Source organism: Kitasatospora sp. NPDC098663, assembly GCF_044760075.1.
Taxonomy (GTDB): Bacteria; Actinomycetota; Actinomycetes; order Streptomycetales; family Streptomycetaceae; genus Kitasatospora.
Genome location: NZ_JBIWAP010000013.1, coordinates 182,660 through 207,051 on the forward strand (window position 1 = coordinate 182,660; position 24,392 = coordinate 207,051).

Sequence of the window (24,392 nt, forward strand, 5' to 3'; positions counted from 1 at the left end):
AGATACGGCTTTCTAACGCACATTTTCAGCCAAACTGCAGGTCAGGACTGTGATCTGGGCGACGCCTGGGGCCCGGGGACTGCGCGATCACTGGTCAGGGGCGTAGCCTTAATCCCCGCTGTCCAAACATCCCAAAAGGAAGCGGAAGAGGGCGGTTGCCGCCGTGTCGCCACAGTCCCCTGAAACCCCCAATAGCTCGGCTAGCTCCACTGGCTTCGGTCCCAATGAGTGGCTCGTCGATGAGATCTACCAGCAGTACCTCCAGGACCCGAACTCGGTCGACCGAGCCTGGTGGGACTTTTTCGCCGACTACAAGCCCGGTACCGAGGTGACCCCAGTGACCCAGGCCGCGACCCAGGCCGGCCCCACGCCGACCCCTGCCGCTGCCCCCGCGCCCGCTGCTGCTGCTCCGGCCGCGACCGCCCCCGCCGCACCGGCCGCCCCGGCCGCTCCGGCGCCGGCCCCCGCGCCGCTCGCCGCAGCCCCCGTCGCGCCCCCGGCCCCGGCCCCCAAGGCCGCCGCCCCGGCCGCTCCGGCCGCCGCCGCGGCGGACGCGCCCGCCGGCCCCGAGCTGATCCAGCTGCGCGGCCCGGCCAAGGCCGTCGCCACCAACATGGACGCCTCGCTGGAGGTGCCGACCGCGACCTCGGTCCGCGCGGTGCCCGCGAAGCTGTTGATCGACAACCGCATCGTCATCAACAACCACCTGCAGCGCGCCCGCGGCGGCAAGGTCTCCTTCACCCACCTGATCGGCTACGCCCTGGTCCAGGCCATCAAGGCCGCCCCGGGCATGAACTACAGCTACAAGGTGGAGAACGGCAAGGCCTTCCTGGTCAAGCCCGAGCACGTCAACCTCGGCCTGGCCATCGACCTGGTCAAGCCGAACGGCGACCGCCAGCTCGTCGTCGCGGCCATCAAGAAGGCCGAGACCCTCGACTTCTTCGGCTTCTGGCAGGCCTACGAGGACATCGTCCGCCGGGCCCGCGCCAACAAGCTGACCATGGACGACTTCACCGGCGTCACGGTCTCGCTGACCAACCCCGGCGGCATCGGCACCGTGCACTCCGTGCCGCGCCTGATGCAGAACCAGGGCACCATCGTCGGCGTCGGCGCCATGGAGTACCCGGCCGAGTTCCAGGGCTCCGCCCCGGAGACCCTGTCCCGCCTGGGCGTCTCCAAGATCATGACGCTGACCTCGACCTACGACCACCGCGTCATCCAGGGCGCGGCGTCCGGCGAGTTCCTGCGCGAGATCCACCGCCTCCTCCTCGGCGAGAAGGGGTTCTACGACGAGATCTTCGAGTCGCTGCGGATCCCGTACGAGCCGGTCCGCTGGGCCACCGACGTCGCCACCACCCACGACGACGAGGTCAACAAGACCGCCCGCGTCATGGAGCTGATCCACGCGTACCGCGTGCGCGGCCACCTGATGGCCGACACGGACCCGCTGGAGTACAAGCAGCGCAAGCACCCCGACCTGGACGTCACCACCCACGGCCTCACCCTGTGGGACCTGGAGCGCGAGTTCGCGGTCGGTGGTTTCGGCGGCCAGAAGATGATGAAGCTCCGCGACATCCTCGGCCTGCTGCGCAACACGTACTGCCGCACCGTCGGCGTCGAGTACATGCACATCCAGGACCCGAAGCAGCGCAGGTGGCTGCAGGAGCGCCTGGAGAAGCCGTACTCCAAGCCCGAGCGCGAGGAGCAGCTGCGCATCCTGCGCCGGCTGAACTCGGCCGAGGCCTTCGAGACCTTCCTGCAGACCAAGTACGTCGGGCAGAAGCGCTTCTCGCTGGAGGGCGGCGAGTCGCTCATCCCGCTGCTGGACGCGACCATCGACGCCGCCGCCGAGCACCGCCTCGACGAGGCCGTCATCGGCATGGCCCACCGCGGCCGCCTGAACGTGCTGGCCAACATCGTCGGCAAGCCGTACGGCAAGATCTTCGGCGAGTTCGAGGGCAACCTCGACCCGAAGTCGATGCACGGCTCCGGCGACGTGAAGTACCACCTCGGCTCCGAGGGCACCTTCACCGGCCTCGACGGCGAGACCATCAAGGTCTCGCTCGCCGCGAACCCCTCCCACCTGGAGACGGTCGACCCGGTCGTCGAGGGCATCGCCCGCGCCAAGCAGGACATCCTGGACCAGGGCGGCACCACCTTCCCGGTGCTGCCGATCCAGATCCACGGCGACGCGGCCTTCGCCGGCCAGGGCGTCGTCGCGGAGACCCTGAACATGTCGCAGCTGCGCGGCTACCGCACCGGCGGCACGATCCACCTGGTGGTCAACAACCAGGTCGGCTTCACCGCCGCGCCGGCGTCCTCGCGCTCCTCGATGTACTGCACCGACGTGGCCCGGATGATCGAGGCCCCGATCTTCCACGTCAACGGCGACGACCCGGAGGCCGTGGTCCGCGTCGCGCGGCTCGCCTTCGAGTTCCGCCAGGCGTTCCACAAGGACGTCGTGATCGACCTCATCTGCTACCGCCGCCGCGGTCACAACGAGGCCGACAACCCGTCGTTCACCCAGCCGCTGATGTACGACCTGATCGACAAGAAGCGCTCGGTGCGCAAGCTGTACACCGAGGGCCTGATCGGTCGCGGCGACATCACCATGGAAGAGGCGGAGCAGGCGCTCCAGGACTTCCAGGGCCAGCTGGAGAAGGTCTTCGCCGAGGTCCGCGACGCCGCCCAGACCCCGGCCCCGGCCACCGCCGGCAAGCCGGTCGCCGACTTCCCGGTCAACATCCAGACCGGCATCTCCCAGGAGATGGTCAAGCGGATCGCCGCCTCGCAGGTCAACCTGCCGGACTGGCTGACCGTCCACCCGCGCCTGCTGCCGCAGCTCCAGCGCCGCGCCGCCTCCGTCGAGGACAACACCATCGACTGGGCGACGGGCGAGACCCTCGCCATCGGCTCGCTGCTCATGGAGGGCCACCCGGTCCGCCTGGCCGGCCAGGACAGCCGCCGCGGCACCTTCGGCCAGCGGCACGCCGTCCTGATCGACCGCAACACCGGCGAGGACTACACCCCGCTGCAGTACCTCACCGAGGACCAGGCCCGCTACACCGTCTACGACAGCCTGCTGTCGGAGTACGCGGCGATGGGCTTCGAGTACGGCTACTCGCTGACCCGCCCGAACTCGCTGGTCATGTGGGAGGCGCAGTTCGGCGACTTCGTCAACGGCGCGCAGACCGTGGTGGACGAGTACATCGCCTCCGCCGAGCAGAAGTGGGGCCAGCACTCGGGCGTCACCCTGCTGCTGCCGCACGGCTACGAGGGCCAGGGCCCGGACCACTCGTCCGCCCGCCCGGAGCGCTTCCTGCAGCTGTGCGCGCAGAACAACATGACGGTCGCCATGCCGACCCTGCCGTCGAACTACTTCCACCTGCTGCGCTGGCAGGCGCACAACCCGCACCACAAGCCGCTGGTCGTCTTCACCCCGAAGTCGATGCTGCGTCTCAAGGCCGCGGCGAGTGCGACCGAGGAGTTCCTGTCCGGTTCCTTCCGCCCGGTCATCGGTGACAACACCGTCGACCCGGCGCAGGTGCGCAAGGTCGTCATCACCGCCGGCAAGTTCTACTACGACCTGGCGGCGGCCCGCACCGAGCGCGGCGTCACCGACACCGCGATCGTCCGGGTCGAGCGGCTCTACCCGCTGCCGGTGGCCGAGCTCCAGGAGGAGCTCGCCCGCTACGGCGACGACGTCCAGTTCGTCTGGGCGCAGGAGGAGCCGGACAACCAGGGCGCCTGGCCGTTCATCGCGATGAACCTGGTCGACCACCTCCAGGTCGTCGTCGGCCGCAGCGCCAACGGCTCGCGGCTGCGCCGCGTCGCCCGCACGACGGCCTCGTCCCCGGCGGTCGGCTCGGCCAAGCGGCACGCCGCCGAGCAGCAGGCGCTGATCGAAGAGGTCTACTCGCTCTGAGGCCCTGACGCCCCGAGGCGCTGGAGCACCGACGCCCGCGGCCCCCGTCCTCCCCTGGGAGACGGGGGCCGCGGGCGTCCCCGACTATCCTGACCAGGTCAATCCCCACCGGACCGGAGTGAACCCGTGTACTTCACCGACCGCGGCATCGAGGAGCTGCAGAACCGGCGCGGCGACGAGGAGGTCACCTTCGAGTGGCTGGCCGAGCGACTGCGCGAGTTCGTCGACCTCAACCCGGACTTCGAGATCCCGGTCGAGCGGCTGGCCACCTGGCTGGCCCGGCTCGACGACGAGGACGACGAGTGACCGGTGCGGCGCCGTCGCACTGAACCGCTGACGAGGGGCCCGGTAGGCGATCGCCTACCGGGCCCCTCGCGTACCCGCGCCCGCCCGTAGGGGGCGCCTCGGGGGCGGCTCCGGGACGGCTCAGGGGCGGGATCCCGGGCGGCGCGCTTGACTTGCGCGTCACGCGATATATCGTCTTTAAAAGAGAACGCGATACATCGCGATCGGCAACGGGAGGCGGCAGAGATGAGCCAGTGGACGGTCGAGGGTCCCGAGAGGATCACCATCGACGAGCCGGTCCGGGCGCTGCACGTGCGGATCATCGAGGGCACGGTGAACGTGGTGGCGGCCGAGGGCCCGGCCCGCCTGGAGGTCACCGAGCTCCGGGGCGAGCCGCTGCACGTGACCCTGGTGGACGGCGTCCTGACGGTCACCTACAAGGACATCAACAGCTGGGGCGAGTTCGGCGACCGGCTCAAGTCGGTCGACGCGGTCAAGGGCTTCTTCGGCTCCTTCAAGCGCAAGCGCGTCGCCGGCGTCACCCTGACCGTCCCGGCCGACGCCGAGGTCAAGGTCGGCACCGTCTCGGCCAGCGCCACCGTCTCCGGGATCACCGGGCACGTCTCGGTGCAGAGCGCCAGCGGCGACGCCACCCTGGTCGGCCTGACCGGCCGCACCGAGGCCAACACCGTCACCGGCGACGTCGACGCCCAGTCGGTGGCCGGCCAGCTCAAGGTCAACACCGTCTCCGGCCAGCTCACCGTCGTCGCCGGCACCGCCGACCGGATCCAGGCCAACGCCGTCACCGGCGCCGTCACCCTGGACCTCGACGTCGCCAACCCGGCCGACATCAAGGTCACCACCGTCAGCGGCCCGGTCGTCATCCGGATCCCCTCGCTGGCCGACGCCAAGGTCGAGGCCGGCTCCACCAGCGGCGACATCTCCAGCACCTTCGACGGCCTCAAGCTCAGCGGCAGCTGGGGCGCCAAGCGCCTGTCCGGCCAGCTCGGCGACGGCCGGGGCAGCCTCGCCGTGACCACCGTCTCCGGCGGCGTCACCGTGCTGCGCCGCCCCGACCCCGAGGACGAGGCGCCGGTGGTCGTCAAGGAGCTCCCGGCCGGACTCGGCAAGCCCGACCTCACCAAGGAGGCGTGAGATGACGCCCGTGTTCGGCCACGGCCGGCTCCGGCTCTACCTGCTGAAGCTGCTCGACGAGGCCCCGCGGCACGGCTACGAGGTGATCCGCCTGCTGGAGGAGCGCTTCCAGGGCCTGTACGCGCCCTCCGCCGGGACGGTCTACCCCCGGCTCGCCAAGCTGGAGCAGGAGGGCCTGGTCACCCACAGCACCGAGGGCGGCCGCAAGGTCTACCGGCTGACCGACGCCGGGCGCACCGAACTGGAAGCCCGACAGGGCGAGTTGGACGACCTGGAAGTGGAGATCCACGACTCCGTGGCGCAGTTGGCCGGGGCGATCCGCGAGGACGTCCGGGACAGCGCCAAGGACCTGCGCGAGGAGCTGTGGCAGGCCGCCCGGCAGGCCCCCCGGCCGGACCGCGCCGAGAGCGGGGACCCGTGGTCCGGCCCGTGGGGCGACAACGAGTCCTGGCAGCGTGCCAAGGAGGAGTTCGCCCAGTTCAAGCGGCAGGCCAAGGACCAGGCCAAGCGCGCCCGGGAGCAGGAGAAGGCCGCCAAGGCCAAGGCGAAGGCCGCCGAGGAGGAGGCCCGCCGGCTGCGCGAGCAGGCCAAGGCCTCGCGGACGGCCGCGCAGCAGGAGGCGCTGCGGATCAAGCGCCGGGTCGAGCAGCAGGTGCGCGAGCACGCCGCGAAGGGCGACTGGCCGACCGGCCTGGCCGAGGGCCTGGCCGAGCTGACCAAGGGCCTGTCCGGGCTGGCCGACGCGGCCCGCTGGGGCCAGCCGGCCGACGGGCCGGCCGAGGAGGTCACCGTCACCCGGATCGACCTGGACAAGGACGAGCCGACCACCCCGACCGCCCCGGCCGACCTGCCGCCGTGGGCGCGGACCGACCCGGCCGGCGACCCGGCCCGCGAACTGGAGCGGCTGCTCGACCGCTTCCGCGACCAGGTCCGCGACGCGGCCCGGGACGGCGGCGTGAGCGGCGACAAGCTGGCCGAGGCCCGCTCGGTGCTGGGCTCGGCCGGCGAGCGGCTGAAGCGCCTGCTCGGCTGACCGGCAGACCGGCAGACCGCCGGACCACCACCGGCCCGGCACGCTCCGCGGAGCGTGCCGGGCCGGTCCGCGTCACGGCGTCACGGCGTCACGGCGTCACGGCGTCACGGCGTCAGCACGATCTTGCCGAAGACGTCGCCCTTGGCGAGCCGCGCGAAGCCGTCCCGGGCCTCGGCCAGCGGCAGCACCGAGTCGATCACCGGCCGGACGCCGCTGGTCGCGCACAGCGAGAGCAGCCCGGCCAGTTCCTCCTTGGTGCCCATCGTCGAGCCGACCACCTTGAGCTCCAGGAAGAAGATCCGGTTCAGCTCGGTGGCACTCGGGTTGGGGCCGGAGGTGGCCCCGGAGATGACGACGGTGCCGCCCGGGCGCAGCGCCTTCACCGAGTGCGCCCAGGTCGCGGCGCCGACCGTCTCCATCACCGCGTCCACCCGGGCCGGCAGCCGGGCACCGCTCTCGAAGGCGGCGTCGGCTCCGAGTTCGACCGCCCGGCGGCGCTTGGCCTCGTCCCGGCCGGTGACCCAGACCCGCAGCCCGGCAGCCTTGCCGAGAACGATCAGCGCGGTCGCCACGCCGCCGCCCGCGCCCTGCACCAGGACGGTGTCACCGGGCTTGACCCCGGCGTTGGTGAACAGCATCCGGTAGGCCGTCAGCCAGGCCGTGGGCAGGCAGGCGGCCTCCTCGAAGCTGAGTTCGGCGGGCTTGGGCAGCAGGTTCCAGGTGGGCACGGCCACCTGCTGGGCGAAGGTGCCCTGGTAGCGCTCGGTCAGGATGGACCGGGGTTCGTCCGGGCCGACCCCGTGGCCGCTCTGGCCGATCACCGAGTGGAGGACGACCTCGTTGCCGTGCTCGTCGACACCGGCGGCGTCGCAGCCGAGGATCATCGGCAGCCGTCCGGCGGGCAGGCCGACCCCGCGCAGCGACCACAGGTCGTGGTGGTTGAGGCTGGCGGCCCTGACCGTGACCACGCTCCATCCGGGGCGGGCCTGGGGCTCGGGGAGTTCGCCCAACTCCAGTCCGCTGAGCGGGTCGTCGGCGTCGATACGTGCGGCGTAGGCAGCAAACATGCTGCGGACGATAGCCGCGCCGGCCGGGGCCGGGAACCACGCGCGGGTGTGACGCGTGTCCCGGCCCCGGCCGTGTCGGCGGCGCCGCTCCCGCCGGGTCCCGTCCGGCAGCGGCGACCGGATCGTCAGATCCGGGCCACGCCCTCGGCCCGGGCGGCCTCGGCGACGGCCTTGGTGACCGCCGGGGCGACCCGCTCGTCGAACGGCGAGGGGATGACCTTCTGCGGCGTCAGCTCGTCGGCGACGACACCGGCCAGCGCCTTGGCGGCGGCCAGCTTCATGCCCTCGGTGATCCGGCTGGCCCGCACCTGGAGGGCGCCGGCGAAGATGCCGGGGAAGGCCAGCACGTTGTTGATCTGGTTCGGGAAGTCGCTGCGCCCGGTGGCGACGACCGCCGCGTACTTGTGCGCGACCTCGGGGTGGATCTCCGGGGTGGGGTTGGCCATCGCGAAGATGAACGCGCCCGCGGCCATGGTCGCGACGACCTCCTCCGGCACGGTGCCGCCGGAGACGCCGATGAACACGTCGGCGCCGGCCAGCGCGTCGGCCAGGGTGCCCTTGAGGCCGGTGCGGTTGGTCAGTTCGGCGATCTCGGCCTTGACGTCGGTGAGGTCGCCGCGGCCGTCGTACACCACGCCCCTGCGGTCGCAGACCGCGACGTCGCCGATGCCCGCCGCCACCAGCATCTTGGCGATGGCGATGCCGGCCGCGCCGGCGCCGGAGATGACGGCCCGCAGCGAGCCGATCTCACGGCCGGTCACCTCGGCCGCGTTCCACAGGGCGGCGGTGGTGACGATCGCGGTGCCGTGCTGGTCGTCGTGGAAGACCGGGATGTCCACGGCCTCCTGGAGCCGGCGCTCGATCTCGAAGCAGCGGGGGGCGGAGATGTCCTCCAGGTTGACGCCGCCGAAGGAGGGAGCCAGCCGCACCACGGTCTCGACGATCTCGTCGACCTCGGTGCAGGCGAGCGCGATCGGCACCGCGTCCACGCCGCCGAACTGCTTGAACAGGATGGCCTTGCCCTCCATCACGGGCAGGGAGGCCTCCGGGCCGATGTCGCCGAGGCCCAGCACGGCGGTGCCGTCGGTGACCACGGCGACGGTGTTGGACTTCCAGGTGTAGTCGTTGACCAGCTCCGGCTGCTCGGCGATGGCCGTGCAGACGCGGGCGACACCGGGCGTGTAGGCGAGGGACAGGTCGTCCGCGTCGCGCACCGGGACGGTCGCCCGGATCTCCATCTTGCCGCCGCGGTGAAGCGCGAAAACGGCGTCGACCGGATCGACGGTGTCCTGGGTGCTGCTGATGATCTCCGCTGCCACGATGACCTCTTCGTCATTGATCTGGCGAGGGTGCGCGACCGACGGACAGGACGACCCGTCCGGAAACCGGAAACCGGGTACGCCGAAGCGGACCCGGGGGGCTGGGTCGGGGCGCTGCCGTCGGGCGGCGCCCTCGGATGAGGGTTTTATGGGTCTTGTTGGTCCGCGTAGTGCTTCCGGGCCGAGCGTAGGACGGACCAAGGCATCGCACCTATGCCTTTTCGTCCTCGTCACGTGCAGTTCATCGCCGAGCTGTCGCGTCACTGGGGCCCGGCGTCGGAAGCGCCGGGCTCCGGCGGCGGCAACGGTGATGGCGGCACGCGCACCCGCAGGAGTGAACGCAGACGCGCTGGGGAGTCGGCGTCCCGGATACGGAGCCACGTGATGACTTCCGTTCCCGGACACCCCGAGCCTGTCGGGACTCGGCGGTCTGGTTCGAGCGTTCGGGGGTCACCCGGTACCGAATTCTGACACACCCGCCGCCCGGCCCGGCAGGGCGGGATGGCCGGATCTCGCGTCCGCCGTTTCGCGTACACCCGCGCGTCACCGTGGCGCCCGGACGTCCCCGCGCCGCGGTCGACGGCGGCGTCCGAACCGGGCGGCGGGCCTCCGGGGACCGGGCGGGGGGATCTGCATACTTATGCACGGGGTGACAGGAACACGGAATAAGTCCGAATAGCGGACAGCCCGGGCCCTCGTTATCCGATTTTGATCTGGATGAGGGCCATCTGACCGTCCACAGATGGCAGGATTCCCCCCATCTCGGATCGAGCCGGCCACTGGTCGAGGCGGTTCGCTCGACGTCCACCTCGGCGGAGGGTGGCGGAAGCAGTACCCCGTAGCAACCTGGGCGGCCCCGCCGCGCAGGCATCGCACCACCCGGCCCTGCACGTACGACGACGTACAGCGAAATACACCCGTACAGCGCCGCACGGCCCTGCCAGCCCGGTGTGCCGCCCCCCGCGGCGCGCTCCGCCCGCCCTCTCCCTCAGGAGGAGATCCCCCTCATGACCCCGCGTACCCAGCGCACCCGGCTTCTCGCGGCCGGCGCGGTCGCCGCCTCCGTCACCCTCGTCCTGACCGGCTGCAGCAGCAGCAAGAGCGACGGTGGCAGCGGCGCGCCCAACGCCTCCACGACCGTCAACGCGGTCAAGGCCGACGACAAGCTCGCCGCCCTCGTCCCCGCCGACGTCAAGTCCTCCGGCAAGCTCGTGGTCGGCGCGGACGCCTCGTACGCGCCGGACGAGTTCAAGGACGACAGCGGCAAGGTCATCGGCATGGACGTGGACCTGGCCAACGCCATCGCGGCCAAGCTCGGCCTGAAGGCCGACGTCCAGGACTCCGGCTTCACCGCGATCATCCCCGGCATCCAGTCGAACAAGTTCCAGCTCGGCATGTCGTCCTTCACGGACAACAAGGAGCGCGAGCAGATCGTCGACATGGTGACCTACTTCAACTCCGGCAGCGCCATCGCGGTCAAGAAGGGCAACCCCGACAAGGTCGACCCCGCCGACCTGTGCGGCAAGAAGGTCGCCGTCCAGACCGGCACCACCCAGGCCGACGAGATCAAGGACACCCGCAACCCGGACTGCGCCAAGGCCGGGAAGCCGGGCATCCAGAACGACGGCGACAAGTTCGACCTCCAGACGGACGTCACCAACGCCGTCGTCTCCGGCCGCGACCAGGCGATGATGGCCGACTCCCAGGTCGTCGACTACGCGATCAAGCAGGCCGGCGGCCAGCTGGAGAAGCTCGGCTCCACCTACGGCGTGGCCCCCTACGGCGTCGCCGTCGCCAAGGGCTCCAAGCTCACCCCCGCGATCCAGGGCGCCGTCCAGTCGCTGATCGACGACGGCACCTACAAGCAGATCCTCACCAAGTGGGGCGTCGAGTCCGGCGCCCTCGACAAGTCGACCGTCAACGGCGCCGTGAACTGACCGTCCGCCTGCTCCATCTCTCCCCCGAGGCCACACCGTGAACTCTCTGGACAAGGGGAAGGCGGAGGAGGGACGGCCTGAGACCATCAAGGCCGTCCCGGTCCGCCACCCCGGACGCTGGGTGGGCGCCGTCGTCATCGCCCTGCTCGCGGCGATGCTGCTGAGCGCCCTCTTCACCAACCCCGCTTTCAAGTGGGACATCGTCGGGCAGTACCTGTTCCACGACAGCATCGTGCACGGCATGGTCGTCACGCTGGAACTGACCGTCCTCTCCATGCTGATGGGCGTGATCGGCGGCATCGTCCTCGCCGTGATGCGCCTGTCCCCGAACCCCCTGCTCTCCGGCACCGCCTGGATGTACATCTGGGTCTTCCGCGGCACCCCGGTGCTGGTGCAGCTGGTGTTCTGGAACTTCCTCGGCCTGATCTGGGCCAAGCTGTCGATCGGCGTCCCGTGGGGGCCGGAGTTCTGGTCCGCGGACACCAACGTCCTGATCCCGACCTTCGTCGCCGCCCTGCTGGGCCTCGGCCTCAACGAGGCCGCCTACATGGCGGAGATCGTCCGCGGCGGCATCCAGTCGGTGGACGAGGGCCAGACCGAGGCCGCCCACGCGCTCGGCATGAGCCGGTTCCAGACCATGCGCCGGATCGTCCTGCCCCAGGCCATGCGGGTGATCATCCCGCCGACCGGCAACGAGACCATCTCGATGCTCAAGACCACCTCGCTGGTCAGCGTGATCTCCCTGGAGGAGATCTTCCGGGCCGGTCAGGTCATCTACTCCCGGAACTACCAGAACATCCCGCTGCTGATCGTCGTCAGCCTCTGGTACCTGTTCTTCACCTCGCTGCTGACCATCGGCCAGTACTACATCGAGCGCTACTACGCCCGCGGCTCCAACCGGACCCTCCCGCCCACCCCGTTGCAGCGGCTGCGGGGCCTGTTCGCCGGGAAGCCCGCCCCGAAGACCGGCGCCGACGTCGTCCCGGGGCTTGAGGGAGGTGGTCACGTATGACCGACCTGAGCAGGACCCCGGCCGCCGCCACCGGACAGCCGATGGTGCGCGCCGAGGGCGTCCACAAGTCCTACGGCTCCGTGCACGTGCTCAAGGGCATCGACCTGGAGGTCAAGCAGGGCGAGGTGTTCTGCCTGATCGGCCCCTCCGGCTCCGGCAAGTCGACCTTCCTGCGGTGCATCAACCACCTGGAGAAGATCAACGGCGGACGCCTCTGGGTGGACGGCGAACTGGTCGGCTACCAGCAGAAGGGCGACAAGCTCTACGAGCTCAAGGACTGCGAGGTCGCCGTCAAGCGGCGCGACATCGGCATGGTCTTCCAGCGCTTCAACCTGTTCCCGCACATGACGGCCGTCGAGAACGTCATGGAGGCCCCGGTCCAGGTCAAGGGCGAGAGCAAGGCCGCCGCCCGGGAGCGGGCGATGGTCCTGCTGGAGCGGGTCGGCCTCGCCGACAAGGCGAAGAACTACCCCTCCCAGCTCTCCGGCGGCCAGCAGCAGCGCGTCGCGATCGCCCGGGCGCTGGCCATGAAGCCCAAGCTGATGCTGTTCGACGAGCCCACCTCGGCGCTCGACCCCGAACTGGTCGGCGACGTCCTCGACGTCATGCGAGGCCTCGCCGAGGAGGGCATGACCATGGTGGTCGTCACCCACGAGATGGGCTTCGCCCGCGAGGTCGGCGACGCGCTGGTGTTCATGGACGGCGGCGTGGTGGTCGAGTCCGGCAACCCGCGCGAGGTGCTCACCGACCCCCGGCACGAGCGCACCCGCGCCTTCCTCTCCAAGGTGCTGTAGAACCGTACCGACCGGCGCCCGGCAGGATGCTCCTGTCGGGCGCCGACGCTTTCCCCACCCAGGTAATAGGCTGGACGCAATCAGCCCGTTACCGACCTTCTGGAAGGACCTCCGTGGAGCTCGCCTCGTACGCCGATCTCGCCGTTCGGCTGGTGAACACCGAGGAGCCCGAGCGCGGCACCGACACGCTGACGTCCGTGGACGCGGTGCGCGGCCTGTTCTCCGACTCCTCACGGGCCGCCACCCAGGCCGACGAGTCCGACCTGCCCCGGCTGCGGGCGGTCCGGACCAGGCTGCGCGGGGTCTTCGAGGCCGCCGCCGAGGGCGACGAGATCCGGGGCGTCGACCTGCTGAACAGCCTGCTGATGGAGTACCCGGTCAGCCCGCTGGTCTCCGGGCACGACTACCTCGACGACGCCGGCCGGCCGCGCTGGCACCTGCACCTGGCCGACAACTCGCCGACCGCCACCGCGCACTTCAGCGCGGTCGCCTGCATGGGCCTGGCCGTCCACCTGACCGAGCTGGGCGCCGACCGGCTCGGCATCTGCCAGGCCGCACCCTGCCGCAACGCCTACCTGGACACCTCGACCAACCGCTCCCGCCGCTACTGCTCGGACCGCTGCGCGACCCGCGCCAACGTCGCCGCGTACCGGGCCCGCAAGCGCCAGGAGGCCGAGGCCGCGGCACTCGGCGCCGCCGGCTAGGCCCAATGCCAGTGACTTTGGGCCTAGGTCCGGGCCGGGCTCAGGGGATCAGAGCTGCTCCGCCCAGACGCCCAGGCGGCGGGCCAGGCCCGGCACCCGGGCCAGCCGGGTGCTCAGCAGCAGCCGCTCCAGCCGCCGCCCCGGCGCCAGCCAGGCCGGGCGCGGGCGCAGCCGCAGCAGCACCCGGCCGAGCACCAGCTCGTCCGGGACCGGGCCGTAGCTGCGGCTGTCGCTGTCCACCGGGCGGTTGTCGGACAGCAGCCACCAGCCCCTCGGACGCCGCTCGGCGGCCCGCTTCACCACCAGCAGGTCCTGCTGGAAGGGGTGCCGGAAGAGCACCACCGCGCCGGGCCGGATCGGCGCGCCGTAGCGCACCAGCAGTTGGTCGCCCTCGCGCAGGGTCGGGACCATCGACGGGCCCGCCACGTCGACCAGCCCGAACGGCACCGCGCCGCCGCCCCGGCCCCGCCCCCGGGGTTCCGTGCCCGCCGGTTCCGTGCCCGCCGGTTCCGTGCTCCGCGCCACGACTCCTCCTCCCGGACCGCCCGGTCCCAGTCTGCCGTACGGACCGTCACCCCGTTCGATCCGTTCGGTGTCCGGATTACCCCGGTTCCGGGTCCGCCTTTTGCCCTAGGCCCACCGCCCGATCGCGAAACCCCGGGTGCGGAAGGGTAATCTCGGGCGCGGGAAGACGATCTAAGGAAGGACTCCCATGTTCTCTCGTCTGTTTGCACCGCGCGCCACCGCCCACGCCCACTGTGACCTGCCCTGCGGCGTGTACGACCCGGCGCAGGCCCGGATCGAGGCCGAGTCGGTCAAGGGCACCCAGGAGAAGTACCAGGCCAACGAGGACCCGGCTTTCCGCACCCGCGCCCTGATCATCAAGGAGCAGCGTGCCGAGGCCGTCAAGCACCACATCTCGGTGCTGTGGAGCGACTACTTCAAGGCCCCGCACTTCGAGAAGTACCCGCAGCTGCACCAGCTGATCAACGACACCCTGAAGGCCGCCTCGGCCGCCAAGGCGTCCACCGACCCCGCCACCGGCCAGGCCCTGCTGGACCTGATCGCCGAGGTCGACAAGATCTTCTGGGAGACCAAGCAGGCCTGAGCCTGACGCGTCGCCACCCGACCGCCCCCGTCCGCAAGCCCGGACGGGGGCGGTCGTGCGTCCACGCCCCACCCGGGCCCGGTAAGGGTTGCCTAGCCTGAGTGGCTGTTATGCTGCCAGGGCGTCCGAGGGGGAAGTCCGGTGTGAATCCGGCGCTGACCCGCAACGGTGAGCACGGCCCCTGGGGCCGTGCCAGCCCGATCGCCCCCGGCCGCTGAACTCCCGACAACTCGCCGTGGACTGCGAGGGGATGGCGCCCGGGCCCGCACCCGACCGGTGCCGCCCCCGCGCACCCGCGGCCCGAGGCAAGGCGCACCGTGAGCAGCACCGCAGCCGCGGGCAGTGGCGCAACGAGCCCGCCCGCCCGCCGAATACCCGCCCTCCCGCTCGCCGTCGGCCTGGCCGCCGCCCTGCTGCTCTCGCTGCTCTGCGGCGTGGCGCTGGGCGCCTCCGGGATCGGCCTGCCCCGCGCCCTGCGGCTGCTGGCCGCCGGGCTGACGGGCGGACGGCTGGAGGCGGACGAGGCCGCCGCCTACGCGATCGTCTGGGAGATCCGGCTGCCGCGCACCGTACTGGCCGCCGTGGTCGGCGCCGGGCTGGCCGCCACCGGCGTCGCCGTCCAGGCCCTGGTGCGCAACGCGCTGGCCGACCCGTTCGTGCTCGGCATCTCCTCCGGCGCGGCCGTCGGCGCCAACGCCGTGCTGCTGCTCGGCGCCTTCGCCTCGCTCGGGGTGTGGGCGATCTCGGCCTCCGCGTTCGGCTCGGCGCTGGTCGCCATGGTGCTGGTCTACCTCGCGGCGCGGACGGCCTACGGGCTCACCCCGCTGCGGCTGGTGCTCACCGGCACCGCGCTCTCCTACGGCTTCTCCGCCGTCACCGCGCTGATGGTCTTCGCGGCCGCCCGCGGCGAGGCCGCCCGGGACGCCATGATGTGGCTGCTCGGCAGCCTCGGCGGCGCCACCTGGGGCTCGGTGCCGATCGCCGCCGCCACCGTGCTGGCCGGCGTGGCGTATCTGGCCTGCTCCGCCGGCCGGCTGGACGCGCTCGCCATGGGCGACGAGACGGCCGCCTCGCTGGGCGTGGACCCGGACCGGCTGCGCCGCGAGCTGTTCGTGGTGACCGCCGCCGTCACCGGCACGGTGGTGGCCGTCAGCGGGGCGATCGGCTTCGTCGGGCTGATGGTGCCGCACCTGGCCCGGATGCTGGTCGGCGCCGGGCACCGCCGGGTGCTGCTGGTCGCGCCGCTCGCCGGGGCGCTGCTGCTGGTCTGGGTGGACATCGTCTCGCGCACCCTGCTGGCGCCCGCCGAACTGCCGGTCGGGGTGGTCACCGCAGTGCTCGGGGTGCCCTGTTTCCTGCTGCTGATGCGCCGTCGCGGCTATTCCTTCGGAGGCCGCTGATGGATCTCGCCCTGGACTCCGTCTCGGTCGAGCTGGCCGGCGCCCGGCTGGTCCACGACGTCGCCCTGGACGCCGCCGCCGGGCAGGTGGTCGGGCTGGTCGGGCCCAACGGCAGCGGCAAGTCGACGCTGCTGCGCTGCGTCTACCGGGCGCTGCGGCCGGCCGCCGGGGCCGTCCGGCTGGACGGCGCGGACCTGCACGCGCTGACCGCGCGCGAGGCCGCCAGGCGGGTGGCCGCACTCCCCCAGGAGCACTCCGCCGAGTTCGACTTCACGGTGGCCGAGGTGGTCGCCATGGGCCGGCTGCCGCACCGGCGCGGCCTGGGCGGCCCGGGCGCGGACGACCACGCGCGCTGCACCGAGGCGCTGCGCAAGGTCGGCGCCGAGCAGTTGGCCGGGCGGGGCTTCCTGAGCCTGTCCGGCGGCGAGAAGCAGCGGGTGCTGATCGCCCGCGCGCTGGTCCAGGAGCCCCGGCTGCTGGTGCTGGACGAGCCCACCAACCACCTGGACATCGGCCACCAGCTGGACGTGCTGGCGCTGGTCCGGGAGGCCGGCCCGACGGTGCTCACCGCGCTGCACGACCTCAACCTGGCGGCCGGCCACTGCGACCTGCTGTACGTGCTGCGGGCCGGCCGGATCGTCGCCTCGGGGCCGCCCGCCGAGGTGCTCCGACCCGCCCTGCTGGCCGAGGTGTTCGGCGTCCGGGCCACCCCCGTCCGGCACCCGGCGACCGGCGCCGTCCAACTGCTCTTCGACCGGATCTGACCCACCCCCCGAAGGAACCCCCGTGCGCACCAAGGCCGTTGCCATCACCGCCCTGCTCACCCTCGGGCTCACCGCCTGCGGCGCCGAGATCGCCCCGAGCGGCGACGCCACCGCCGCCTCCGCCCACTACCCGGTGACCGTGGAGAACTGCGGCACCAAACTCACCTTCCCGCAGAAGCCCGCCCGGACGGTGACCAACGACGTCGGCATCACCGAGCTGATGCTCGCCCTCGGCCTGGCCGACCGGATGGCCGGCTACGTGATGCCCGACGACAAGGGCCGGGTCGACCAGGTCGCCTGGAAGGACGGCTACCAGCAGACCGCGTGGCTCTCCAAGAAGGAGATCACCAAGGAGACCGTGCTGGGCGCCAAGGCCGACCTGGTCTTCGCCGGCTGGCACTACGGCTTCGACGAGGGCCGCGGCTTCACCCCGCAGGCGCTCAAGGACCTCGGCATCCCCTCGTACGTGCTCAGCGAGTCCTGCCGCAGCGGCAAGGGCACCGAGCGCGGCGTGATGTCCCCGCTGGACGCGCTCTACACCGACCTGGCCAACCTCGGCGAGATCTTCGACGTCCGCGACCGGGCGGACAAGCTGGTCGCCGGGTTCAAGGCGCAGGTCGCCGCCGCCCCGCAGCCCGAGCGCCGGCCGTCCGTGTTCCTGTACGACAGCGGGCAGGACAAGCCTTACACCGCCGGGAAGTTCGCCGCGGCCGACGAGATCATCGCCAAGGCCGGCGGGACCAACGTGATGGGCGACCTCGCGGACACCTGGGTCACCGTCGGCTGGGAGAGCGTGGTGCAGCGCGACCCCGAGGTGATCCTGATCAACAACTACGGCGAGACCGGCGCCGACGCCAAGCGCGCCTTCCTGAAGTCCTTCCCGCCCCTGGCCGGCGTCTCGGCGGTCAGGAACGACCGGATCTTCGTCCTGGACTACGTCGACCTGGTGGAGAGCCCGCGCAACCCGGCCGCGATCACCGCGCTGGCCGACTACCTGCGCACCGTCCCCGCCCGCTGACCCGCCCGACCGCCGACCCGCCCGGTCCCGGCCCGGCCCCGCTCGGGCCTGGGCCGGGACCGGGGGCGCGCAGTAGGCTCGCGGCATGATCCGCACCGCCGTCGTGACCGACGTTCCCGTCATCCTCGCCCTGATCCGCGAGCTCGCGGAGTACGAGCAGGCCCCGCAGGAGGCCGTGGCCACCGAGGAGCAGCTGCGCGACGCCCTGTTCGGCGCCGACCCGGCGCTGTTCGGCCTGATCGCCGAGGACGACGCCACCGGCGAGCCGGTCGGCTTCGCGGTCTGGTTCCTCAACTTCTCGACCTGGCGCGGCACCCACGGGATCTACCTGGAGGACCTGTACGTCCGCCCGCAGTCCCGCGGCGGCGGCCACGGCAAGGCGCTGCTGCTGGAACTGGCGCGGATCGCCGTCGAACGCGGCTACGCGCGGGTGGAGTGGTCGGTTCTCGACTGGAACACGCCCTCGATCGACTTCTACAAGTCCCTCGGCGCGGTGCCGATGGACGGCTGGACCGTCTTCCGGCTCACCGGCGAGGTGCTCGCCGCCGCCGGCGGCGGTCACTGAACGGACCGCCCGAACCCCTGCCACCCTGCGTCGCGATGACTTACCATGAGTGACTCCCGAGCCCCGGCCGGCGTGTGGAAGGCGGTAAGGTCTCAGGCGGATACGCGGCGTCCGGTCGCCCCGCGAAGGGTATGACCGGTACGTACCGCACCACCCCTCTGGACAGTTGGGGCGAAGCAGTTGAGCCAAGCAACAGACAGTGCCGCGGCCACCGGCCCGGAAGCACAGCGCGTCACCCAGGAGGTGAGGGTGTCCCAGATCGACGGCGAGCCCGGAGTGCAGGACTTCGTGGAGGTCCGGCTGCCCGCGGCGGGTGCCTACCTCTCGGTCCTGCGAACAGCGACGGCCGGCCTGGCGGCACGGCTCGACTTCACCCTCGACGAGATCGAGGACCTGCGGATCGCGGTCGACGAGGCCTGCGCCATCCTGCTCCAGCAGGCGGTGCCCGGCTCCGTCCTGACCTGCGAGTTCCGGCTGGTCGGCGACTCGCTGAAGGTGACCGTCGCCGCCCCCACCACCGACGGGAAGGCGCCCGAACGGGACACCTTCGCCTGGACGGTGCTCTCCGCCCTGGCCGGCGAGGTCGACTCCTCGGTCGGCGAGGACAAGACCGTGTCGATCAGCCTGCACAAGAAGCGCGGCGGCCCCGTCGCCCACTAGCCGGGGCGTCGACCAGCACCGCACAAGGGCCGTCCGCCGGGTCCCCGATCAGGGGCCGGGCGGGCGGCGCCCGGTACCGCCCCCCACGCGGTACGACCAACGAGACGATGCCGGGGCCCGAGGGCCCCGGTGCTCCCGGAACGGAACGGGGGAATGGCCGTGAGTGATCTGGACCGTACCGGCCTCGCGACGGCGGGACCTGCCGTACCGACCCAGGCGAGCGTTCCTGGCCTCGCCGCCAACGACGATGCGCACCCGAAGGACGCCCACCGGATGAGCCACCCGACCGAGCCGACGTCTGAACCGTCGCCCGCATCCCCGCCCCCGTCCGATCCGGCGGACGAGGCCGCGGACCTGCGCACCGCGGTGCCCGTCCAGGCGCCGGCCCCGGCCCCGCACCGCTCGGGCGCGCCGGACCGGGAGGCGGCCCGCGCGCTGTTCGTCCGGCTGTCCGCGCTGCCCGACGGCTCCCCGGAGCGCGTCGAGCTGCGCAACCAGCTGGTGCGGATGCACATCCCGCTGGTCGAGCACCTGGCCCGGCGGTTCCGCAACCGGGGCGAACCGCTGGACGACCTGACCCAGGTCGCCACCATCGGCCTGATCAAGTCGGTGGACCGCTTCGACCACGAGCGCGGGGTCGAGTTCTCCACCTACGCCACGCCGACCATCGTCGGCGAGATCAAACGGCACTTCCGCGACAAGGGCTGGGCGGTCCGGGTGCCGCGCCGCCTCCAGGAGCTGCGGCTGTCGCTCACCACGGCGACCAGCGAGCTCTCCCAGCGGCACGGGCGCTCCCCCACGGTGCACGAGCTCGCCGAGCACCTGGGGATCTCCGAGGAGGACGTCCTGGAGGGCCTGGAGTCCGCCAACGCGTACTCCACGCTGTCCCTGGACGTCCCGGACAGCGACGACGAGTCGCCGGCCGTGGCGGACACCCTCGGCGCCACCGACGAGGCGCTGGAGGGCGTCGAGTACCGCGAGTCGCTCAAGCCGCTGCTGGCCCAACTGCCGCCCCGGGAGCAGAAGATCCTGGTGCTGCGGTTCTTCCGGAACATGACCCAGTCGCAGATCGCCGCCGAGGTGGGGATCTCCCAGATGCACGTGTCCCGCCTGCTGGCCCGGACCTTGGCCCAGCTGCGGGAGAAGCTCCTGGTGGAGGAGTAGGACTGACGGCCGCTCAGCCGGCGGCCGACCCCCGGAGGCCCTGTGCGCTCAGCCCTCGTGCGACGCGTACAGGGCCTCCGTCGACTTCGGGCTCAGCAGCGTGCCGATGCCGACCAGCCCGAGCAGGCCGACCAGCACGCCGACGCCGATCATCGCGCCGCCGCTCTGCAGCATGTAGTACCCGATCGGCAGGCAGATCGAGTTGGTGAGCACGGCCGGGCTGCGGCCCCAGCGGCGCTCCTTGAGCAGCGCGCGGGCGGCCAGCACCGGCAGCACGCCGAGCAGCACGATGACCAGGCCGCCGAACTCGTTCAGGGCGAGCTGCTTGGACTGGCCGGACAGCGCGGACACCATGTCCCAGACGCCGACGACGGCCAGCGCGGCGCCCTCCAGGGCGGTGATGGCGGCGCCCACGGTCAGCGGCAGGGGGCGGGCCGGGCCCGCCGTGGGTACAGGTGCGGAGGATTCTGCGGTCACTCCAGCAGGGTAGCCGCCGGTTGGTCCGTACCGACCCGTAGGCTTTCCCCATGCGCGCTCTCCTGGTCGTGAACCACAAGGCCACCACCACCAGTGGCCGCACCAGGGACGTACTGATCCACGCGCTGCGCAGCGACCTCAAGCTGGAGGTGGCCGAGACGCAGTACCGGGGCCACGCCCGCGACCTGGCCCGCGAGGCCTCGGAGGACGGCACGGTCGACCTGGTGGTGGCGCTCGGCGGCGACGGCACCGTGAACGAGGTGGTGAACGGGCTGCTCACGCACGGCCCGGGCGAGAAGGTCCCGCGACTGGCCGTGGTGCCGGGCGGTTCGACCAACGTGTTCGCCCGCGCGCTGGGCCTGCCCAACGACCCGGTGGAGGCCACCGGCGCCCTGCTGTACGCGCTGGAGCACGGGAGCGAGCGGCCGGTCGGCCTGGGCAAGGCGATGACCGACGGACTGCCGGACCGCTGGTTCACCTTCACCGCCGGCCTGGGCTTCGACGCCGGGGTGGTCGGCCGGGTCGAGGAACAGCGCCGGTTGGGGCGCAAGTCCACCCACGCGCTCTACGTGGGGCAGGCACTGCGGCACTACGTCACCCAGCGTGAGCAGCGTCGTTCCGGCCCGGTGGCCCTGGAACTACCGGGCCGCGAGGGCGTGCCGGGCCTGGCCCTGGCCATAGTCAGCAACACCTCGCCGTGGACGTTCCTCGGCAACCGCCCGGTGTACCCCTCACCGCTCGCCTCCTTCGACACCGATCTCGACGTCTTCGGGATCACCCGGATGACGGCGTTCGGCACCGTCCGAACGATCCGTCAGATCCTGCGGTCGTACGCCTCTTCGAGCGAAGGCGCCCCGCCGGCCGGCCCGTCCGGCAAGCACGTCGTCTCCTATCACGACGTCAGACACTTCACCTTGGTTTCAGAGGAACCGGCCCCGTTCCAGGTTGACGGGGACCACCTTGGAGACAGGAGTCGCGTCAGTTTCACAGGCGTACGGCGGGCACTGCGTGTGATTGTGTGACCGGAAGGGGGTTTCACCCTTCTTCTCGAACGCACAAGCCCCCTTCACTCCATAGAAGTACTGGCTGTGAGCTAGGCGACACCGAAGAATCAAAAATTCCTCCCTGAAGGGGGTTGTATCCGGGCCCGAGGTTTGCGAACCTCTACATGGCGATCGGGACGCATCGCAGCGACGGCAACCTCAGAACCTGGCGGGTGTCGACCGCGGGGCGTCCCTCGAATCGCCGAATCCCTCCCTAGCACAGACCACCCGGGCCCCGGCGGGCCTTTGGTCTCTTTTGCTGTTGCGGGATTCGTGAAAGCGTTCACATTCACAAGCCACATTCACAAGCCATCGATTATGCCGACCGGGTGACCCCCGCCGGCAGGAGGAGTTGGACGACCATGGACTGGCGCCACCGCGCTGTCTGCCGCGAAGAGGACCCGGAGCTGTTCTTCCCGATCGGGAACACCGGTCCTGCTCTGCTGCAGATCGAGGAAGCCAAGGCCGTGTGCCGCCGCTGTCCGGTCATGGAGCAGTGCCTGCAGTGGGCTCTTGAGACCGGCCAGGATGCCGGCGTCTGGGGCGGTATGAGCGAGGACGAGCGTCGCGCGATGAAGCGCCGTGCCGCCCGCAACCGCGCCCGCACCGCCTGATCACACGCCGTAACACCAGCAGTAACCGAAACACCGATCAACACATGATCAAAGGCTTCCCTGCACCTCCTGGTGAAGCCTTCCGCACAAAGGGCCTTGCCTGGCGAGGTCCCGCGACACCGGACCGTCCAGCCACTTGATACTGTTCACTTAGAGCAATATCGTGGAGCTGTGGCGCTCACCGTGTGCAACGCACGGGCGAGGTGTCGCACCACCCAGAGCCCCCGTTCCGGCCGACTCCCCCCGACGGCCGGAACGGGTTGAGAGGCCCTGTCGACCCACCCCCCCCCGGTCGACAGGGCCTCGTTTCTGTTTTCGCGCCCCGGTTTGTGTGCGCGCCCCGGCGCGCACACACCCTGGCACGCCCTCACGCGGGCCGGCCCGTGCCGGGCTCGCGAGGTGGGTACCCGGCGCCTTCTCCGAACACGCGCCCCCACCGCGCGCCTCGATGCACCTTTCCGCGGACCGCACCACGGACCGCACACGGACCGGGCGGTCGGCGGATCAGCGGACCGGGATCTCCAGGACCACCTTGGTGCCGCCGTCCGGACCGGCCACCATGTCGAAGGTGCCGCCCAACTCCCCGGTGGCCAGCGTGCGGACGATCTGCAGACCGAGGTTGCCGGCCGTCTGCGGGTCGAACCCCTCGGGCATGCCGCGGCCGTCGTCCTGCACCGTGATCAGCAGGAACTCCTCCGGCCGGGCACCGCCGTTCCAGCTGTCCGACCAGCCCGCCCCGGTCGCCGGGGCCCGCCCGCGCAGCGCGCTGACCTCCAGGTTCCCGGAGGCGGACGGGCCGAAGGCGTGCTCCAGCGCGTTCTGCAGCAGTTCGGTCAGCACCATCGACAGCGGGGTGGCCACCTCGGCGGACAGGATGCCGAAGCTGCCGCTGCGGCGGGTCGCCACCCGGCCGTCCTGGGACAGCTCCATCACCATCGCCAGCACCCGGTCGGCGATCTCGTCGAAGGCCACCTGCTCGTCCAGCGCCTGGGACAGCGTCTCGTGCACGATCGCGATCGAGCCGACCCGGCGCACCGCCTCGTCCAGCGCGGCCCGGCCGGCCTCCGACTCCATCCGGCGGGACTGCAGCCGCAGCAGGGCGGCGACGGTCTGCAGGTTGTTCTTCACCCGGTGGTGGATCTCCCGGATGGTGGCGTCCTTGGTCATCAGCTCGCGGTCGCGGCGGCGCAGTTCGGTGACGTCCCGGCAGAGCACCAGCGAACCGGTCAGCGTGCCCTTGGGCTTGAGCGGGATGGCCCGCAGGGTCACCACCCCGCCCTGCACCTCGACCTCGGTCTGCCGCGGCGCCCAGCCGCTCGCCAGCTTCACCAGCGCCTCGTGCACGGCCGCCCGGGAGGGCGGGACCAGTTCGGCGGTGGCCCGGCCCAGGTGGCTGCCGACCAGGTCGGTGGTGAGGCCGAGGCGGTGGTAGGCGGACAGGGCGTTGGGGCTGGCGTAGGTGACGATGCCGTCCGCGTCGAGCCGGATCAGGCCGTCGCCGACCCGGGGGGCGGCGTCCATGTCGATCTGTTCGACGCCGTGGAAGGGGAAGCTGCCGGCGGCGATCATCTGGGCCAGGTCGGAGGCGCTCTGCAGGTAGGTGAGCTCCAGCCGGCTGGGGGTGCGGACGGTCAGCAGGTTGGTGTTGCGGGCGATCACCCCGAGCACCTTGCCCTCGCGCCGGACCGGGATGGACTCGACCCGGACCGGCACCTCCTCGCGCCACTCCGGGTCGCCCTCGCGCACGATCCGGCCCTCGTCGAAGGCGGCGTCCAGCAGCGGTCGGCGCCCGCGCGGGACGAGGTGGCCGACCATGTCGTCCTGGTACGAGGTGGGGCCGGTGTTGGGCCGCATCTGCGCCACCGAGACGTAGCGGATGCCGTCCCAGGTGGGGATCCACAGGACCAGGTCGGCGAAGGAGAGGTCGGAGAGGAGCTGCCACTCCGAGACCAGCATGTGGAGCCATTCCACATCGGCCCCGGTCAGGGTGGTGTGGCGGCGGACGAGTTCGTTCAGCGAGGGCACATGGCGAGGGTAGCGCCGCCGGTCGGGGCGGGGCGCGGCGGACCGGGGAACGGATCACGCGCCGGGCCTGCGGCGGAGCCCACTGCCCGAAGTTGTCCAGACCAATTTGCGGAGCGGCCTGGACAACCCAGATTGGTCTAGTCCACAATGAAAGGGCACCAAGGAGAGGCCCACCGCGCAACTGCCCTGACCGCGCGAGGCCTTTCCTCGGTCGGACGCCACCGAACGAGGACCCCGCACAGTTCTCGATCGACTCCGGCGACCGACGACAGCTCCGGGCTGCGGTGCCGCATGGGTTGAGGGTCCCGTGTCGGCGCCGTGGC

Annotated in this window: 22 protein-coding genes and 1 riboswitch; of the genes, 17 read left to right on the plus strand and 5 right to left on the minus strand. The window is 71.5% G+C overall.

What is annotated here, in order from left to right; translation table 11 throughout:
- Positions 1–163 precede the first annotated feature (163 nt).
- The 4 genes from ACIQVZ_RS17045 (at position 164) to ACIQVZ_RS17060 (ending at position 6,398) form a co-directional block, all read left to right on the plus strand.
- Positions 164–3,925 carry a multifunctional oxoglutarate decarboxylase/oxoglutarate dehydrogenase thiamine pyrophosphate-binding subunit/dihydrolipoyllysine-residue succinyltransferase subunit gene (locus ACIQVZ_RS17045; protein WP_402450691.1) on the plus strand — a complete coding sequence of 1,254 codons (3,762 nt, stop codon included), beginning with the start codon at positions 164–166 and terminating at the stop codon, positions 3,923–3,925.
- 126 nt (positions 3,926–4,051) lie between these two features.
- A complete protein-coding gene (locus ACIQVZ_RS17050; protein ID WP_063347844.1) occupies positions 4,052–4,231 on the plus strand; it encodes a DUF6104 family protein in 180 nt (59 codons plus the stop codon).
- A 225-nt stretch (positions 4,232–4,456) separates the two neighbouring features.
- Positions 4,457–5,365, plus strand: coding sequence for a DUF4097 family beta strand repeat-containing protein (locus tag ACIQVZ_RS17055; protein WP_402450694.1), 909 nt, complete (start codon positions 4,457–4,459; stop codon positions 5,363–5,365).
- Between the two features lies 1 nt (position 5,366).
- Positions 5,367–6,398, plus strand: coding sequence for a PadR family transcriptional regulator (locus ACIQVZ_RS17060; RefSeq protein WP_402450696.1), 1,032 nt, complete (start codon positions 5,367–5,369; stop codon positions 6,396–6,398).
- A gap of 104 nt (positions 6,399–6,502) precedes the next feature.
- Here ACIQVZ_RS17060 and ACIQVZ_RS17065 read toward each other — a convergent pair whose 3' ends face one another.
- A complete protein-coding gene (locus ACIQVZ_RS17065; protein ID WP_363588857.1) occupies positions 6,503–7,465 on the minus strand; it encodes a zinc-binding dehydrogenase in 963 nt (320 codons plus the stop codon).
- Positions 7,466–7,590: 125 nt separating this feature from the next.
- Positions 7,591–8,784: an NADP-dependent malic enzyme gene (locus ACIQVZ_RS17070; RefSeq protein ID WP_350879644.1), complete on the minus strand. Its 1,194-nt coding sequence runs from the start codon at positions 8,782–8,784 to the stop codon at positions 7,591–7,593.
- Positions 8,785–9,791: 1,007 nt separating this feature from the next.
- Here ACIQVZ_RS17070 and ACIQVZ_RS17075 point away from each other — a divergent pair.
- From ACIQVZ_RS17075 to ACIQVZ_RS17090, 4 genes are all read left to right on the plus strand, one after another.
- Positions 9,792–10,721 (plus strand): ABC transporter substrate-binding protein, encoded by a 930-nt coding sequence (locus tag ACIQVZ_RS17075; protein WP_387817531.1) that lies wholly within the window; start codon positions 9,792–9,794, stop codon positions 10,719–10,721.
- A 37-nt stretch (positions 10,722–10,758) separates the two neighbouring features.
- Positions 10,759–11,733: an amino acid ABC transporter permease gene (locus tag ACIQVZ_RS17080; RefSeq protein WP_350879646.1), complete on the plus strand. Its 975-nt coding sequence runs from the start codon at positions 10,759–10,761 to the stop codon at positions 11,731–11,733.
- 41 nt (positions 11,734–11,774) lie between these two features.
- The gene (locus tag ACIQVZ_RS17085; RefSeq protein ID WP_402450735.1) at positions 11,775–12,527 is read left to right on the plus strand and encodes an amino acid ABC transporter ATP-binding protein; all 753 of its coding nucleotides are present in this window, start codon (positions 11,775–11,777) and stop codon (positions 12,525–12,527) included.
- A 113-nt stretch (positions 12,528–12,640) separates the two neighbouring features.
- Positions 12,641–13,231: a CGNR zinc finger domain-containing protein gene (locus tag ACIQVZ_RS17090; protein WP_350879648.1), complete on the plus strand. Its 591-nt coding sequence runs from the start codon at positions 12,641–12,643 to the stop codon at positions 13,229–13,231.
- Between the two features lie 48 nt (positions 13,232–13,279).
- Here the strand turns inward: ACIQVZ_RS17090 and sodX are convergent, their stop codons facing one another.
- Entirely contained in the window at positions 13,280–13,642 is a 363-nt protein-coding gene (gene sodX, locus ACIQVZ_RS17095; protein WP_079136256.1) for a nickel-type superoxide dismutase maturation protease, read from the minus strand.
- Between the two features lie 301 nt (positions 13,643–13,943).
- On the opposite strand from sodX, the gene sodN reads away from it, so the two are divergent.
- The 7 genes from sodN to ACIQVZ_RS17130 all read left to right on the plus strand — a co-directional run bounded on the left by sodN (position 13,944) and on the right by ACIQVZ_RS17130 (position 19,910).
- Positions 13,944–14,339, plus strand: coding sequence for a superoxide dismutase, Ni (sodN, locus tag ACIQVZ_RS17100; protein WP_063347853.1), 396 nt, complete (start codon positions 13,944–13,946; stop codon positions 14,337–14,339).
- Between the two features lie 88 nt (positions 14,340–14,427).
- A riboswitch (cobalamin riboswitch) is annotated at positions 14,428–14,567 on the plus strand.
- An 89-nt stretch (positions 14,568–14,656) separates the two neighbouring features.
- A complete protein-coding gene (locus tag ACIQVZ_RS17105) occupies positions 14,657–15,739 on the plus strand; it encodes a FecCD family ABC transporter permease (RefSeq protein WP_402450700.1) in 1,083 nt (360 codons plus the stop codon).
- Positions 15,739–16,503: an ABC transporter ATP-binding protein gene (locus ACIQVZ_RS17110; protein ID WP_350879650.1), complete on the plus strand. Its 765-nt coding sequence runs from the start codon at positions 15,739–15,741 to the stop codon at positions 16,501–16,503. Before ACIQVZ_RS17105 ends, ACIQVZ_RS17110 begins: the two co-directional genes overlap by 1 nt.
- A gap of 22 nt (positions 16,504–16,525) precedes the next feature.
- Entirely contained in the window at positions 16,526–17,521 is a 996-nt protein-coding gene (locus ACIQVZ_RS17115; RefSeq protein ID WP_402450703.1) for an ABC transporter substrate-binding protein, read from the plus strand.
- Positions 17,522–17,606: 85 nt separating this feature from the next.
- Positions 17,607–18,086, plus strand: a complete 480-nt coding sequence (locus tag ACIQVZ_RS17120; RefSeq protein ID WP_402450706.1) for a GNAT family N-acetyltransferase — start codon at positions 17,607–17,609, stop codon at positions 18,084–18,086.
- Between the two features lie 249 nt (positions 18,087–18,335).
- Positions 18,336–18,746, plus strand: coding sequence for an anti-sigma regulatory factor (locus tag ACIQVZ_RS17125; protein WP_350879653.1), 411 nt, complete (start codon positions 18,336–18,338; stop codon positions 18,744–18,746).
- Positions 18,747–18,905: 159 nt separating this feature from the next.
- Positions 18,906–19,910: an RNA polymerase sigma factor SigF gene (locus tag ACIQVZ_RS17130; protein ID WP_350879654.1), complete on the plus strand. Its 1,005-nt coding sequence runs from the start codon at positions 18,906–18,908 to the stop codon at positions 19,908–19,910.
- Positions 19,911–19,958: 48 nt separating this feature from the next.
- Here the strand turns inward: ACIQVZ_RS17130 and ACIQVZ_RS17135 are convergent, their stop codons facing one another.
- Positions 19,959–20,387, minus strand: coding sequence for a hypothetical protein (locus ACIQVZ_RS17135; protein ID WP_402450710.1), 429 nt, complete (start codon positions 20,385–20,387; stop codon positions 19,959–19,961).
- A 50-nt stretch (positions 20,388–20,437) separates the two neighbouring features.
- Between ACIQVZ_RS17135 and ACIQVZ_RS17140 the strand changes: the two genes are divergently transcribed.
- Entirely contained in the window at positions 20,438–21,409 is a 972-nt protein-coding gene (locus tag ACIQVZ_RS17140; RefSeq protein ID WP_063347858.1) for a diacylglycerol kinase family protein, read from the plus strand.
- A 383-nt stretch (positions 21,410–21,792) separates the two neighbouring features.
- Complete coding sequence (locus ACIQVZ_RS17145) at positions 21,793–22,044, plus strand: WhiB family transcriptional regulator (protein ID WP_014138019.1); 252 nt, start codon at positions 21,793–21,795, stop codon at positions 22,042–22,044.
- A 504-nt stretch (positions 22,045–22,548) separates the two neighbouring features.
- On the opposite strand, the gene ACIQVZ_RS17150 is transcribed toward ACIQVZ_RS17145, so the two are convergent.
- Entirely contained in the window at positions 22,549–24,069 is a 1,521-nt protein-coding gene (locus ACIQVZ_RS17150; protein ID WP_350879656.1) for a PAS domain-containing sensor histidine kinase, read from the minus strand.
- Positions 24,070–24,392 lie beyond the last annotated feature (323 nt).